The sequence below is a fragment of the Aeromonas sp. HMWF015 genome, assembly GCF_963878965.1.
Lineage (GTDB): Bacteria > Pseudomonadota > Gammaproteobacteria > Enterobacterales > Aeromonadaceae > Aeromonas > Aeromonas veronii.
Genome location: NZ_CAWNZT010000432.1, coordinates 17071 through 30583, shown reverse-complemented (window position 1 = coordinate 30583; position 13513 = coordinate 17071). Strand labels below are relative to the sequence as shown.

At 58.0% G+C, this 13513-nt stretch carries 14 protein-coding genes; 2 read left to right on the top strand and 12 right to left on the bottom strand.

Annotated features, from left to right (window positions below):
• Positions 1 to 271 precede the first annotated feature (271 nt).
• From AACS18_RS22385 to potA, 6 genes are all read right to left on the bottom strand, one after another.
• Positions 272 to 961 (bottom strand): RES family NAD+ phosphorylase, encoded by a 690-nt coding sequence (locus AACS18_RS22385; protein ID WP_108613366.1) that lies wholly within the window; start codon positions 959 to 961, stop codon positions 272 to 274.
• Positions 961 to 1365 carry an MbcA/ParS/Xre antitoxin family protein gene (locus AACS18_RS22380; protein WP_108613365.1) on the bottom strand — a complete coding sequence of 135 codons (405 nt, stop codon included), beginning with the start codon at positions 1363 to 1365 and terminating at the stop codon, positions 961 to 963. The genes AACS18_RS22385 and AACS18_RS22380 overlap by 1 nt, the downstream gene beginning before the upstream one ends.
• Before the next feature lie 271 nt (positions 1366 to 1636).
• Positions 1637 to 2704 carry an extracellular solute-binding protein gene (locus AACS18_RS22375; protein WP_108613364.1) on the bottom strand — a complete coding sequence of 356 codons (1068 nt, stop codon included), beginning with the start codon at positions 2702 to 2704 and terminating at the stop codon, positions 1637 to 1639.
• Between the two features lie 81 nt (positions 2705 to 2785).
• A complete protein-coding gene (gene potC, locus AACS18_RS22370) occupies positions 2786 to 3556 on the bottom strand; it encodes a spermidine/putrescine ABC transporter permease PotC (RefSeq protein ID WP_005336644.1) in 771 nt (256 codons plus the stop codon).
• The gene (gene potB / locus AACS18_RS22365; RefSeq protein ID WP_042062327.1) at positions 3553 to 4440 is read right to left on the bottom strand and encodes a spermidine/putrescine ABC transporter permease PotB; all 888 of its coding nucleotides are present in this window, start codon (positions 4438 to 4440) and stop codon (positions 3553 to 3555) included. The genes potC and potB overlap by 4 nt, the downstream gene beginning before the upstream one ends.
• Positions 4427 to 5530: a spermidine/putrescine ABC transporter ATP-binding protein PotA gene (gene potA, locus AACS18_RS22360; protein WP_108613363.1), complete on the bottom strand. Its 1104-nt coding sequence runs from the start codon at positions 5528 to 5530 to the stop codon at positions 4427 to 4429. Before potA ends, potB begins: the two co-directional genes overlap by 14 nt.
• A 201-nt stretch (positions 5531 to 5731) precedes the next feature.
• Between potA and AACS18_RS22355 the strand changes: the two genes are divergently transcribed.
• A complete protein-coding gene (locus tag AACS18_RS22355; protein ID WP_005351939.1) occupies positions 5732 to 6469 on the top strand; it encodes a hypothetical protein in 738 nt (245 codons plus the stop codon).
• 16 nt (positions 6470 to 6485) lie between these two features.
• Entirely contained in the window at positions 6486 to 7172 is a 687-nt protein-coding gene (locus AACS18_RS22350; protein ID WP_108613362.1) for a DUF2987 domain-containing protein, read from the top strand.
• A gap of 101 nt (positions 7173 to 7273) precedes the next feature.
• On the opposite strand, the gene ttcA is transcribed toward AACS18_RS22350, so the two are convergent.
• From ttcA to AACS18_RS22320, 6 genes are all read right to left on the bottom strand, one after another.
• Positions 7274 to 8182: a tRNA 2-thiocytidine(32) synthetase TtcA gene (gene ttcA, locus AACS18_RS22345; protein WP_108613361.1), complete on the bottom strand. Its 909-nt coding sequence runs from the start codon at positions 8180 to 8182 to the stop codon at positions 7274 to 7276.
• A gap of 74 nt (positions 8183 to 8256) precedes the next feature.
• Positions 8257 to 9204 (bottom strand): universal stress protein UspE, encoded by a 948-nt coding sequence (uspE, locus tag AACS18_RS22340; RefSeq protein ID WP_108613360.1) that lies wholly within the window; start codon positions 9202 to 9204, stop codon positions 8257 to 8259.
• 140 nt (positions 9205 to 9344) lie between these two features.
• On the bottom strand, positions 9345 to 10100 hold the full coding sequence (locus AACS18_RS22335; RefSeq protein ID WP_005336632.1) for an FNR family transcription factor: 756 nt from the start codon (positions 10098 to 10100) through the stop codon (positions 9345 to 9347).
• A gap of 68 nt (positions 10101 to 10168) precedes the next feature.
• Positions 10169 to 10855: a sulfite exporter TauE/SafE family protein gene (locus tag AACS18_RS22330; protein WP_108613359.1), complete on the bottom strand. Its 687-nt coding sequence runs from the start codon at positions 10853 to 10855 to the stop codon at positions 10169 to 10171.
• Positions 10839 to 11027 (bottom strand): cbb3-type cytochrome oxidase assembly protein CcoS, encoded by a 189-nt coding sequence (gene ccoS, locus AACS18_RS22325; protein WP_005336630.1) that lies wholly within the window; start codon positions 11025 to 11027, stop codon positions 10839 to 10841. The genes AACS18_RS22330 and ccoS overlap by 17 nt, the downstream gene beginning before the upstream one ends.
• 138 nt (positions 11028 to 11165) lie before the next feature.
• Positions 11166 to 13513 (bottom strand): heavy metal translocating P-type ATPase (locus tag AACS18_RS22320; RefSeq protein ID WP_258228797.1); only part of this gene is annotated, 2348 nt, incomplete at its 5' end.

Below are 13513 nucleotides of genomic sequence, written 5' to 3'. Positions count from 1 at the left end.
GCCCAAGAGTTTGCCAAGTGACTTGCTTGGCCAATTAAAGAGGCTACGTCAATGCGGACCATATTTATCCATTCCTGACGAAATTCAGACACTCTTTGTTCTTTACTAATTAAAAGTCCCAAGAATGATGCGGTTGCAGCTATTAATGCAACAGTTATCTGTATATCCATGTCTTTAACTTTCTCGTAAACTGATACTTTAAAAGTGGATTTTTATTTAAAAAAGTAAATTTAACAAACGTGCATTTATTTTGTGCTTTAATGTTAAATGATTACTCTCCATATAAATTGATCTCCAGCACATTGGCGATGGAACTGCCATTCCAGTGGTATTCCAGATGCTGGACTTGGTGGATCTTGGTGACCAGACGGGGGCGATAGAGCACATGGCAGTTATGACCGCTGTGGCGCACAGAACGGTAGTGGATACCGTCCATCCCCTGGGTTTTCTGCTCTTGGGCAAAAGCTTGGGATTGACCATAGTTGGTCGCGTGATAAAGCGGGGTGGAGAGAAATTCCGAGCGGGTGATATCGACCAGCTTGGCGTTGAATTCGGTATAGAGCACTCGCATCTGCACTTTCTGAGCTGGTTCGTTGGTGTAGCCGAATATTCGTTCTTGGTGATAGACCGTCTCTTTGATGGCAGTATCGAGCAGGGGGGCGCAGTAGTAACCGCCGAAATCGCCAGTGGTGAATCGGGCTCCTTCCGGGTTTATATGGGTAAAGGCGGCCATTACATAGCTGCTGCCATTTAGCCCCACCAACCAATCCTCTTTTGGTACCAACGACAGGTCACCCGCCTCTTCATTCAACCGATCATTGGTCAGTGACTCGATGTCCCAGACGGCCTCCAGCTCGTCCGCATTGGCCACGTCTTCATAGAGATCGATGGTGGGGTAGCGGCTTGGAATGATCCGATAGGCTCGCTCCCCCTTGAGTTCAATCAGTGGCGGCTCTTGCATCAGGCCATTCCCCCGCGCCAGGCATGCAGGCGGGTGGCCACTTCATACAAATCAGCCACGCGACCCGCGTTCATAATGTCCATCGCGCTGCGCCCAGCAAAGAAGGGGTGGCTGTTGGGTTTACGCACCCAGCCGTAGATGCTGTCGTCGGCACTGAATAGCATCCTCAGACACTTGTGGATATTGAGGATGTAGCTCATCCGTTCTTGCATATCCACGGTCAGACGGATCCCGCCGTTTGACTCCTTGTATTTGTTCAATGTTGAACGGGATGAAATGCCAAGAAGTTTCAGCTGTTCATCCGTATTGCAGTGCCATTTATCCAGAATACGGAATACCACAGGCAGCGCCTTGCTGGGGTCAATGGCGCAATTTTTCAGGGCTTTTTGTGCAGTGTTAGCCATATTTCCTCCTGATGTAGTCAGCGCCAGACAGCTGTCTGGCGCGTGAAATGTTAACTTGAGTTTAGTGTAGAAGAAATGTGCATACATGTACACATATATACATATATGCACAAGCATGAACGTTCTTGGGCGTTGATGTGCGTTCGGCACGAGGAGCGCCATATGTCGATCGGTGTGCCGTTGTGGTTAGCCGTCGCAGATCCGAAAGACGACAAAGGGGGCGTTTGCCCCCTTCATCAATTGACCCCATAAGGGTCGCTTAAAAGCCGACTTAACCGGCCTTGGCCACCATGGCTTTCAACTGCAGGAAGTACTGCTCGTAGAGGCGGGAGGCGTCCCCCACATCGGACTGGAATTCGCCCTTGCGTTTGATTTCGTCGCTCGGGAAGACCATGGTGTTGTTGCGAAACGCCGGGGTGAGCAGGGGAATGGCATCCTTGACCGGGGTGGGGTAGCCAATCGCCTCGGCCACCTTGGCGGCCACATCGGGGCGCATCAGGAAGTTGATCAGAGCGTGTGCCTCCTGCACATGCTTGGCCTTGGCCGGGATGGCGAGGTTGTCCATCCAGAGTACCGCTCCCTCTTCGGGATAGGTCATCTGGATGGAGGGGTATTCGCGCTGGGCGCCGTAGGCCGAGCCGTTCCACAGCATGCCGATATTGACCTCACCGGCGATAAAGGGGTCGGCCGGGTTGTCGGAGTTGAACGCCTTGACGTTGGGCATCAACTTTTTCAGGTATTCGAACGCTTCGGCGATCTGCGCCTTGTCCTGGGTGTTGGGGCTGTAGCCCAGCTGCACCAGCGCGATATGGAACACCTCGCGGGCATCGTCCATCAGCAGCAGGCTCTCTTTCCACTCTGGCGCCCAGAGCTGTTTCCAGCTGGTAACCGGTTGCTCGATGATGTCGGTGTTGGTGCCGATCCCGGTTGCGCCCCAGATATAGGGGATGGAGTAGCGGTTGTCCGGGTCGTACTCATGGTTGAGCAGGGTGGGGTCGAGGTGCTTGAAGTTGGGCAGCTGGGCGCGATCCAGCGGTTGCAGCATTCCCTCTTTGGCCATTTTCGAGATGAAATAGGTGCTGGGTACCACCACGTCATAGCCGTCGCCATGGGTTTTCAGCTTGGCGTAGAGGGTCTCGTTGGATTCGTAGGTGGAGTAGATCACCTTGATACCGGTCTCTTGCTGGAACTGCTCCAGCAGGCCGTCCGGCACATATTCCGACCAGTTGTAGAAGTAGACCACCTTGTCGTCGGCCGCGTGAGCGCTCTGGCTCAGCAGCGGGGTGGTGAGGGTGAGGGCGGCTGCCAGCAGGGCGCCGGCCTTGTGTTGGATTGTCATCAACAACTCCTTGGGGTTATGGGGCCTAGCGGCCCACCGTGACAGAGTTCGCCAAAGGTGGCGGGGACGAAACGGGCAGGGTCAACCCTGCCGTTTACGCAGTAACAGTTGCGCCAGCAGCACCATCCCGAGGGAGGCGACCAGCATCAGGGTGGCCAGGGCGTTGACCTCGGGGGAGACCCCCACCTTGACCATGGAGTAGATCTTGAGCGGCAGGATCTCGTAGGCCGGGCCGGTCACAAAGGAGCTCACCACCACGTCGTCCAGCGACAGGGTAAAGGAGAGCAGCCAGCCCGCCATCACCGCCGGCAGCGCCAGCGGCAGTATGATGCGGCGCAGGATGATCCACTCGCCAGCCCCCAAATCCCGCGCAGCTTCCAGCATCCGCACATCAAAACCGCACAGCCGCGAGTAGACGGTGATCACCACGAACGGCAGGCAGAAGGTGATGTGGGCGATCAGCAGCGACCAGAAGCCCAGCGCAATGCCGGTCACCACAAACAGGGTCAGCAGGGAGATGGCCATGACGATATCGGGGGACATCATCACCACGAACAGCATGCCGCTCACGTACTGCTTGCCGCGAAAGCGATAGCGAAACAGCGCCACGGCAGTGAGGGTGCCGATCAGGGTGGCCGCGGTGGCGGTGAGGGCAGCGATGGTCAGGGAGTGCTGGGCCGCCTGCATCAGGCTGGCGCTGGCAAACAGCTTCTCATACCAGCCCAGGGTAAAGCCGCGCCAGTCGATGCCATATTTCGACAGGTTGAAGGAGTTGGCGATCAACACCCCGATGGGCACATAGAGATAGCCAAACACCAGCAGCAGGAACAGAGCCTTCAGTGCGCGCATCATGCCAGCTCCCCCTTCTTGCTGAGCAGCTTGCCCGCCCGCCAGTAGCAGTAGACCAACAGCGCCATCAGCACCGTCAGCATCACGCTGATGGCGGCGCCAAAGGGCCAGTCACGGCTGTTGAGGAACTGGGTCTTGATCAGGTTGCCGATCAGCAGGTGCTTGGCGCCACCCAGCAAGTCGGAGACATAGAACATCCCCATGGCGGGCAGGAACACCAGCAGACAACCGGCGATGATGCCGGGTAGGGTGAGGGGCAGAATGATCCGCACCAGCCGCTGCCAGCCGTTGGCGCCAAGATCTCGCGCCGCCTCCAGCAAACGGCCATCCAGCTTCTCGATGCTGGAGTAGAGCGGCAGCACCATAAAGGGGAGCAGCACATAGACCAGCCCGATGATGACGGCCACCTCGGTATACATCATCTGCAACGGCCGTTCGATAAGCCCCAGATCCAGCAGCCAGCCATTGATCAGCCCCCGGGTGCCGAGCAGCACTTTCAGCGCATAGGTACGGATCAGGGAGTTGGTCCAGAACGGTACCACCACCAGAAACAGCAGCAGCGGGCGGATACGCGCTGGCAGATGGGCCAGCAGCCAGGCAAAGGGGTAGCCCACCAGCAGGCAGATGGCGGTGGCGAGCAGCGCCAGCCAGAGGGAGTGGAGCAGCACCTCGAAATAGAGCGGGTCCAGCAGACGGCCATAGTTGCTCAGGGTAAAGAGCGGCGCGATAAGCTCGGACTCATCACGAGTCAGGAAGCTGACGCCGATGATCATCAGGTTGGGCAGGAAGACAAACAGCGTCAGCCAGCCGAGGATCAGCGCGATGGCAGTGTTGCGAAAGCCGTTGTGGGCAAAGCTGTGCGGTACCCGCAGATTAGTGAGGCTCATAGGGCAGCACCACCTCCCAGCTGTCGACCCAGTGGATTGCCACCTCCTGACCCAGACGGTAGTCAAAATCGGGGTCATCCTCGTCGAAGAACTCGGAGATAAGCAGCTGTTTGCCACTGTCGAGCTCGATCACCGAATCCAGCGTCGCCCCCTTGTAGTTGCGTTCGCGGATGTTGCCACGCAGCGCGCCGCTCTGATCGTCATCCTGATCGAGAATGCGCAGATCTTCCGGGCGCAGCAGCACCAGCACCTTGTCGTCTGGTTGGAACGGCAAGGTGGTATGGAGCAGGCATTCGCGACCTTCTACCTCGGCCTGCCAGATACCGGGTTCGCGCTGCCTGATCAGCTTGCCATCCATCACGTTGATCTCGCCGATAAAGCGGGCCACGAACAGGTTGGCTGGCGATTCGTAGATATCGCGCGGGGTGCCGCGCTGGATGATCTTGCCCCCCTCCATCACCAGGATGCGATCTGACATGGTGAGCGCCTCTTCCTGATCATGGGTAACGAAGACAAAGGTGATGCCAAGGCGACGTTGCAGCGCCTTGAGCTCGCTCTGCATCTGCTTGCGCAGCTTGTAGTCGAGCGCCGAGAGGGATTCGTCGAGCAGCAGCAGGCGGGGCTTGTTGACCACCGCGCGGGCGATGGCGACCCGTTGTTGCTGGCCGCCAGAGAGCTGATCCGGGCGGCGATTGGCCAGCTCGGTGAGCTGCACCATGGCGAGGGTCTCCTCGACCCGCTGGCGGATCTCGCTGGCCGGTACTTTCTGCATCTCGAGGCCAAAGGCGACGTTTTCAAACACCGTCATATGAGGGAAGAGCGCATAGCTCTGGAACACGGTGTTGATGTGCCTGTGTTCGGCGGGGATATGGGTGATCTCGTCACCGGCCAGATGGATGGTGCCCCCATCGACCGATTCGAGCCCGGCCAGCAGGCGCAGCAGGGTGGTCTTGCCACAGCCGGAGGGGCCCAGCAGGGTAAGAAATTCACCGTCATAGATTTCAAGGTCAAGGTCACTCAGGATCACCTTGCCATCGTATTTTTTGCTGATCTTGTTCAGCGCGACAATTACCTGTGGATTGTTCATCATCCGCCAGTCTCACCCCAGCCAGTGGCCATCGTGTTGAAAGAGGGCCGCATTCTATGCAGCCGACACATGAAATTAAAGGCTTTTTGGCTCGAAATAGCCGCAAGTGCGCAGGAAAAACGGCTACGAATAGCAGACCAAATCGCTATAATGTGCCACCTGATTTGGTCGTTTTCGATATTGGATAGTCAATTGAGTAATAAAATGCGTATTGGCGGCTCCCTTGAGCAGTCTCTGAACCAGGGCTACCGCCTTGATCTGAAAGGGGTCATCCAGGAGGGATGGCAACAGACCCGCCGTACCGGATTTGGCCTGCTGCTGGCGATTGTCGGGGTGACGGCGATCTGGATCCTGCTCAGCAATGTGCTGCTGTTGCCCTATCTGGGGGATGACAGCCAGATGAATGTGGCCATGGTGCTGAGCCTGCTGATGACGGTGGTGATGGCCCCCATGACCAGCTCCCTCGATATGCTGGGGTTGCAGCAGTCGGTCGGTGTGCGCGCCCGGGCAAACCAGGTGTTCGACTTCTTCCGCCACTTTGTGCGCTTAGGCATGTTGAGCCTGCTTGGCAGCCTGCTCACCAGCCTGTTTGGCCCGCTGTTCGATCTGCTGGGATTGCCCGCCGTGCTCTCTTTCATTCCCTCGGCCCTGATCGGTATGGGGCTGCTCTTTACCGTACCGCTGGTGCTGGAGCGTGGCCTGACGCCGCCCCAGGCCATTTTGGTCTCTCTCAAGCTCTTTGCGCGCGGCTGGCCCAGCATAGTGCTGTTCCACGGCGTGATGACCGCGCTTTTCTTCCTGGCTCTGATCCCCATGGGGTTGGGGCTTATCTGGGTGGCACCGCTCTATTTCAACTGCAAGGGGATCCTCTATCGCGATCTCTGTGGGGTGGGGGTAGAGGTTAACGAGGTGACAGAAGGCCCCAACCATTTCAATGCATGATGCAAAAGGATGTTGAATGACCCGTCGATATGGAGTGACCAAGGCCTTGCGCCAGAGTCTGCTGGCCAGTCTCCTGTTGCCTGGACTGGCGCTGGCAGAGCCGGTACTGGATCTGCAATACAGCACTTTCTACAGCCAGATGAAGACCTTTGCCAAAGGGGAGTTTGGTCACGCCAGATTGGGGTTTTATCTGACCGATCCACAAAATGGTCAGCGCTGCGGCCTGGTCTCTGCGCGGGTATCGACGCAGGACAAGGAGGTCGCCGCCGAGGTGACGGTAGACAGCGAACTGCGACTGCCATTCGATGATGATCTCAACCTCGACAAAGGGATGGTGCAGGTCACGCTCAAAGAGCCTCATACCAGCTGTGATATGGCGGTACAGGTGATGGCCGATGCACCAAACGGGCCCGAGCTGCCACTGGCCGATCTGGCGGCCCGTCAGCAGCAGATGCAGTCGCTGCTCGACAAGATGGCGGGTATGGTCGGCAAACACTTCTTGCCGAAGATGGAAGGGGTACGCATTACCCTAGTGCAGCAGAGCGGTACCGCTTATCTGATTGATGGCGCCCGTCAGGAGGCACTGCCTTGGCAGGAAGGCCACCTGCTGCTGAGCAATGAGCAGCTGGCCGCGTTCGCCGCGGGGCAACTGCGCCTGCAGGGTGAGGTGCTGCGCTTGACCCCCTGGCTGCACAAGGGCTGATGCCGGTGGGGCTGTTATCTCAGTGACAGGCAGATAGAGAAAGCAAAAAGGAGCGATCATCGCTCCTTTTTATTGCGTGGCATTTGCCATGTGAGCGCGGCTTAGCGCACTTCAATCACATCCAGCATGTCCATCTCGTCGATGTCCAGCAGCGGGGCTTTTGGCATCTCGGGCGGATCAAACGCCTTGTCGCCGCCATCAATGATGCCGGAGTCACGGTTGATGCTCTTGAAGTCAAACAGCTTGTGATCGAGCAGGTGGCTCGGGATCACGTCCTGAATGGCGGTGAACATGGTCTCGATCCGGCCGGGGAAGCGGCGATCCCAATCCTGCATCATCTGCTTGATGGCCTGACGCTGCAGGTTCTCCTGCGAACCGCACAGGTTGCACGGAATGATGGGGAAGGCTTTCACCTCGGCGTAGCGCACCAGATCTTTCTCTTTGCAGTAGGCAAGCGGGCGGATCACCACGTTCTTGCCATCGTCGCTCACCAGCTTGGGCGGCATGGACTTGAGCTTGCCACCATAGAACATGTTGAGGAACAGGGTCTCCAGGATGTCATCACGGTGGTGGCCAAGGGCAATCTTGGTGCAACCCAGCTCCTGGGCGGTGCGGTAGAGAATACCGCGGCGCAGCCGTGAGCAGAGGGCGCAGGTGGTTTTGCCTTCCGGTACCTTATCCTTGACGATGGAGTAAGTATCTTCCTCGACGATCTTGTACTCGATGCCGAGTGAGGCGAGGTATTCGGGCAGCACATGCTCGGGGAAACCGGGTTGTTTCTGATCCAGGTTGACGGCAATCAGATCGAAATGGATGGGGGCGCTGGCTTTGAGGCTCATCAGTATGTCGAGCATACCGAAGCTGTCCTTGCCGCCGGAGAGGCAGACCATGACCTTGTCGCCCTCTTCAATCATGTTGAAGTCGGCAATGGCCTGACCTACGTTGCGCCGCAGGCGCTTTTGCAGTTTGTTGAAACTGTATTTTTCTTTGGCGTTCAGCTCTTCTAGCATGCTCGTAAAACCCGGGACACAAATAAGCGCGTTATTATAGCCATGTCCCGGGGGAGGGCAAGGTGCCAGGCACCTTATGATTGTTTGCGACGACTGTCGACCGGGCAGCTGTAGTCCGCCGGTTTGAGGATCAGGATGTCGCAGGAGAGGCGGTCAATCACATGTTCGGCGGTATTGCCGAGCAGAGCTGCAGAAAGCCCGGTACGGCCGACGCAGCCCATGATCATCAGGGTCGCCTTGAGCTCTTCGGCCATATCCGGCAATACCTCTTCCGGTAGCCCCTCTGCTACCCGGGTCCAGAGATGACCAATCCCGAACTTGTCGGCATGGCTTAGCAGCAGGCTTTCGTGGTGTTTGCGGATAGCTTCGTTGTAGGCGTTGGGATCAAACTCCGGCAGCTCGATGGCCACGTTGACCGGGGTGCCCGGGTAGGTGTTGACCAGATAGAGGTTGGAGCCCAGCAGCTCGGCGATATCGCTTCCCTCCTGGGTGATCCGTTCGTTGAGCAGTTTCTGATCCGGATCGTCGCTTGAGCAGTTGATGGCGGCGATGATGTTGCCGCACCGTTGCCAGTGACCCTCCTTGACCAGCAGCACCGGACAGGGGCATTTGCGCAGCAGGTGCCAGTCGGTGGGAGTAAAGATGAAGGTTTGCAGGAAGCTGTGATGGTGAGTGGCTTTGACCACCAGATCGTGGCGCTGCTCCAGCACCTCCTGAATGATGCACTCGAAGGGACGATTGTGCCAGACCACTTTCACTTCGCACTCGATCCCCTGTGCCCGATAGGGGGTCAGGATCTCGTCCAGCCACTCACGTCGCTGTGAAATGACGCCGTCGCGCATCTCTTGCCGCTCGTCCACCGAGAGCATGGCGGTCATTTCATACGAGAAGTCATAGATGGTAAGCAGCAGGGTCAGATGGGCGTTTTCGTCCAGCTCGGCGACTTTGACTGCCCGTTCGAGGGCGATTTGACGCTCCTCTTCTGGATTGATAACCACCAGAATATTCTGATATTTGACCATCTTCTCCTCCTTGGAAAAGTCCAATGACAGCAGAATCTTAGCCATTACAGCTTAGCGCAGGAGGAGGGTATGGGGAACGTACCGGATCACATTCCAGAGGAAAGGATCCGGCAGGGAAAGCAGGAGGGTAAGCGGAATAATCAGCCGCAGGGCGGGCGAGTGGCTCCGGCCATCATGCCCAGCGCGACCTGATCCAGTACGGTAATGTATTTGCCTTTGACGCTGATGAGACCGGATTTCTGGAAACGTCCGAGCAGACGACTGATGGTCTCGACGGTCAGTCCCAGATAGTTGCCAATGTCACCACGGGTCATGGAGAGACGGAACTCCTTGGCGGAGAAACCGCGCTCGGAGAAACGTACCGACAGATTGTGCAGGAAGGCGGCGAGGCGCTCTTCAGCATTCTTCTTGGAGAGCAGCAGGATCATCTCCTGATCGCCCATGATTTCGTTGCTCATCAGACGCATGATCTGCTGGCGCAGCTTGGGCATCTTGCCGGAGAGATCGTCGAGCACTTCAAAGGGGATCTCGCACACCATGGCGGTTTCCAGCGCCTGGGCGAAGGAGGGGTGTGCTTGTTTGTGGATGGCATCGAAACCGACCAGATCTCCCGCGAGGTGGAACGCGGTGATCTGCTCATCCCCTTGCTCGGTGATGGTGTAAGACTTGATGGTCCCGGAACGGATGGCATAGAGCGATTTGAACTCATCGCCAGCCTTGAACAGCTCTTCACCCTTCTGGATCGGCTTCTTGCGCTCGATGATGCTGTCCAGCTGATCAAGCTCGTTGTCGTTCAGAGTGAAGGGAATACAGAGCTGACTGATGCTGCAATCCTGGCAATGAATTGCACAGCCACCGCTCTGGATACGTCTGCCAGGTTTCTTTTCCGGGATCATAGGCTCATACGAATAATTGATTTATATCAAACAAGTTTACCATCAACTCATCCGTTTTGGATAGGGTTTCAAAAGGAAGCAATGCCAATCCAGAAGGTATGCACCCCGAACAAAATGAGCAGCAGGGCACCGCCAAGGCGCAAACTGCGCAGGGTGAGCCAGTATCTGAGGCGATCGGCAAGCCCCCCCAACGCAAACAGGGTGGGCAGGGTGCCGAGACCAAAAAAGAGCATGATGAGTGCCCCGCCGCCGGCCGAACCGGCCGCTGCGCTCCAGGTCAACATTGAGTAGACCAACCCGCAGGGGAGCCAGCCCCACACCATGCCAAAGGGCAGTGCCTGCACAGGTGAGGTGAAGGGGATAAATTTGCCCGCCAGCGGTTTGATACGGGGCCAAAGTCTGGCACCGAGCCGCTCCAGCAGCAGGATCCCTTGCCACCAGCCCGCCAGATAGAGACCAAGCGCAATCATCAATAGCGCTGCCACGAGACGCAAGCCGGCAATAGCGTGTTTGCCTGCGCCCAGCTCGCTGGTGGTGGCGAGCAGGCCGCCCACCAGTGCACCTGCAATGACATAGCTCAGGATCCGGCCGAGGTTGTAGTTGAGCAGATAGGCGAGTCGCCCCCAAAAATGCTGCTTGTTGGCGGGGATCGCCATGGAGAGCGCGGCAGAGACCCCCCCACACATGCCGATACAGTGGGCAGAGCCTGCCAGTCCGACCAGCAGGGCGCCTGCCAGATCAAGGTTGTGGGTCATGGTCAGCAGGCTTTACGGGTTTGTGGGCAGGTTGCTCTTCGTCAAACAGTATGTTGGAACCCTGCCGGTCGAGATCTTCAAACTGCTCGGAGCGAATGGCCCAGAAGAAGACGACCCCGGCGATGATCACAAACAGGATGGCGATGGGGATCAGGACAAAAATTATATTCATGAGAGGTACCTTGGCGTTCATCCTTGGCAAGCGTCCCCTATGGTAACCCTGTTCGGGCAGGGGGCCAGCCGCTATCAGTGAGAAATGTGGCCTGCATCGGAGGCAGGCCACATTTTCAGCTATTTTCCGCCACCAGCCTCATCGGTTGAGGCGCATGGAGTTGGTTACCACGATGAGTGAACTGAGCGACATGCCCGCCGAAGCCAGATAGGGGGGCAGCCAGCCGCAGGCTGCCAGCGGCAGCACCAGCAGGTTGTAACCGATGGACCAGGCGAAGTTCTCGATGATGATCTTGCGGGTACGCATTGCCAGCACTCTGGCCTCGAGCAGTCGGCTCAGGTCATCTGCCAGCAGGATGGCGTCGGCGTTGTTTTTCGCCAGATCGGTGCCACCAGCCATGGCAAACGAGGCGTGAGCCCCGGCCAGTACCGGGGCGTCGTTGATGCCATCGCCCACCATGATGCTGATATCCCCCTGGGCTTCCCGGGCCTTGAGGTAGGCCAGCTTGCCATCGGGTGAGACCCCCTTGACCAGCTCATCCACTCCCAGCTCGCGGGCAATCTCGTCTGCTTGCAGAGAGCTGTCACCAGTCAGCACGGTAGTTTGCAGACCTGCTGCCTTGAATGCCGCGATCAGCGCCCTGGCATCGGGGCGCAGGGTATCTTCCAGATTGAAGCGGGCCAATACCTGCTGCTCGTTGGCCAGATAGATAGCCAGACCGCGGCCTTGCTCTTGTGCAGGATCCAGCCCAAGCCAGCGGGCACTGCCGATGCGGTAGCGTACGCCATCCACCAGCGCTGTGATGCCGTGACCGATGACCGGGGTGATTTCGCGGGCGGATGGCAGCACGGCGATGCTGTCGGCTGGCAGCCGGAAGGCGCGAGCTATGGGGTGCTCGGATTGCGCCTCCATGGCCCGGGCGATGGCGAGGCATTGCGTCTCGTCCATCTCTGCCAAGGTGGTGGTGCCGGTCAGACTGATCTCACCTGTGGTCAGGGTGCCAGTCTTGTCCATCACGATCCGGTTTGCCTTGGTCAGCACGTCAAGCACATGACCACGGCGCAGCAGAATGCCGTTGCGGGTCAGATTGGCGGTGGCCGAGGTCAGCGCCGTCGGGGTCGCGAGCGACAGGGCACAGGGGCAGGTAGCAACCAGCACGGCGAGGGTGACCCAGAACGCCTGATCCGGTTGATGGAAGTGCCAGAAGGTCCAGACCGCGGCGGCAATGATCAGCAGCACCAGAATAAAGTGGCGCGACAGCTGATCCGCCATCTGGGCGATGGCCGGTTTGTCATCGAGGGCATGATCCTGCAGCCGCATGATCTGGGCGATCCGCGACTCTTCGATACGGTGGCTGACCCGGATCTGCAGCGGGGCATCAGTGTTGATGGTGCCGGCATAGACCTGATCACCTGGCTGTTTGAACAGGGGCAGCTGTTCACCGGTCAGCATGGATTCGTTGAGGCTGGCTTGTCCTTCGACAATGATGCCATCCGCCGGCAAGGTGGCACCGGCTAGTACCCGCACCCGATCGCCGACCTGCAAGGTTTTGGCCGCTACTTCATGTTCCCCTTCATCATCGATGCGGGTCGCCATGATGGGCACCAGTCGCGCCAGGTTAGAGCTCGATTCCGACGCCTTGCGCCGGGCTCGCAACTCGAGAAAGCGTCCCAGCAGCAGGAAGAAGACGAACATGGTGATGGAGTCGTAATAGACCTCACCGGTATTGAACACGGTGGCCCACATGGAGGCAACAAAGGCACCGATCAGCGCCAGTGACACCGACACATCCATCGACAGATGGCCCTGTTTCAGGCTGCGCCAGGCACCCACGTAAAAGGGCTGGGCCGAGTAGATCATGATGGGGGTGGAAAGCAGCAGGCTTATCCACTTGAAGTAGACCATGAACTCATCTTCAACGCTGATGAAGAGATCCATATAGAGGGCCACGGCGCACATCATCACCTGCATCGAGCCCAGCCCTGCCAGTGCCAGCCGGAACATATAGCTGCGCACCTCTTTGGCGTAGAGTGCCTCCTGTTGATGGGTCTGGAACGGATAGGCACGATAGCCGATCTGGGCAAATCCCTTGAGGATGTCACTCAGAGAGAGCTGGTCCGGATCCCACTTGATGCGGGCCCGGTGGGTGGTGGTGTTGACGTTGATGTAGCGCAGGCCGTCAAGGGTCATCAAGTGGCGTTCGATAAGCCAGGCACAGGCGGCGCAGGTGAGCCCTTCTACTGTCAGCTGGATTTCGCGAAGGGTACCGCTATCGGTGACAAACTCCTGTTGCACTTCTGCCAGATCGTAGTGGGTGAGGGCGGCCAGCTCTTCGGGTACCAGATCCCCCTTGGTGCCGGGGGCAGTGCGGTGATCGTAGTAACTGGCGAGACCGCACTCCATGATGGTTTCTGCTACAGCCTGACAACCTGGGCAGCACATGGGGCGAACAATCCCCTTTATCTCGAGGGCATAGCAACTATTGG

What these genes read in the sequence shown, in the direction of transcription:
- ttcA (WP_108613361.1), bottom strand. Translation starts at nt 8,182, where the DNA reads ATGCTAGAAGAGCTGAACGCCAAAGAAAAATACAGTTTCAACAAACTG.
- AACS18_RS22335 (WP_005336632.1), bottom strand. Translation starts at nt 10,100, where the DNA reads ATGATCCCGGAAAAGAAACCTGGCAGACGTATCCAGAGCGGTGGCTGT.
- AACS18_RS22350 (WP_108613362.1), top strand. Translation starts at nt 6,486, where the DNA reads ATGACCCGTCGATATGGAGTGACCAAGGCCTTGCGCCAGAGTCTGCTG.
- potC (WP_005336644.1), bottom strand. Translation starts at nt 3,556, where the DNA reads ATGATGCGCGCACTGAAGGCTCTGTTCCTGCTGCTGGTGTTTGGCTAT.
- ccoS (WP_005336630.1), bottom strand. Translation starts at nt 11,027, where the DNA reads ATGAATATAATTTTTGTCCTGATCCCCATCGCCATCCTGTTTGTGATC.
- AACS18_RS22375 (WP_108613364.1), bottom strand. Translation starts at nt 2,704, where the DNA reads ATGACAATCCAACACAAGGCCGGCGCCCTGCTGGCAGCCGCCCTCACC.
- uspE (WP_108613360.1), bottom strand. Translation starts at nt 9,204, where the DNA reads ATGGTCAAATATCAGAATATTCTGGTGGTTATCAATCCAGAAGAGGAG.
- potA (WP_108613363.1), bottom strand. Translation starts at nt 5,530, where the DNA reads ATGATGAACAATCCACAGGTAATTGTCGCGCTGAACAAGATCAGCAAA.
- AACS18_RS22380 (WP_108613365.1), bottom strand. Translation starts at nt 1,365, where the DNA reads ATGGCTAACACTGCACAAAAAGCCCTGAAAAATTGCGCCATTGACCCC.
- AACS18_RS22385 (WP_108613366.1), bottom strand. Translation starts at nt 961, where the DNA reads ATGCAAGAGCCGCCACTGATTGAACTCAAGGGGGAGCGAGCCTATCGG.
- AACS18_RS22355 (WP_005351939.1), top strand. Translation starts at nt 5,732, where the DNA reads ATGCGTATTGGCGGCTCCCTTGAGCAGTCTCTGAACCAGGGCTACCGC.
- potB (WP_042062327.1), bottom strand. Translation starts at nt 4,440, where the DNA reads ATGAGCCTCACTAATCTGCGGGTACCGCACAGCTTTGCCCACAACGGC.
- AACS18_RS22330 (WP_108613359.1), bottom strand. Translation starts at nt 10,855, where the DNA reads ATGACCCACAACCTTGATCTGGCAGGCGCCCTGCTGGTCGGACTGGCA.